A 214-nucleotide genomic window follows, 5' to 3' on the forward strand; every position below is an offset into this window, starting at 1 on the left:
CGGAGATGTGTATAAGAGACAGTGCAAGAGGTGGGGTTGGCCGAGCGTTTACAGGCTGTGCCCGGAGTGGCGGATGCCGTAGTGGTGCGCGACGAAGCGGCCATCTATATCAAAGTGGRTACCCAACAAWTGGACCGCACGKCCCYCGAGCGCCTCATAGCTGTCTCTTATAMACATMTGACGCCGCCGACGAMGCCCCCCCAGTGGTGGCATT

1 pseudogene is annotated in these 214 nt (G+C 59.4%); it reads left to right on the forward strand.

The features are described from left to right. Window positions 1-15: 15 nt before the first annotated feature. A pseudogene (locus ACQ4LH_RS21860) lies at window positions 16-214 on the forward strand (hypothetical protein); the annotation flags it as partial.

The sequence above is a fragment of the Pseudomonas peli genome (assembly GCF_050563605.1).
GTDB classification, from domain to species: Bacteria; Pseudomonadota; Gammaproteobacteria; order Pseudomonadales; family Pseudomonadaceae; genus Aquipseudomonas; species Aquipseudomonas peli_A.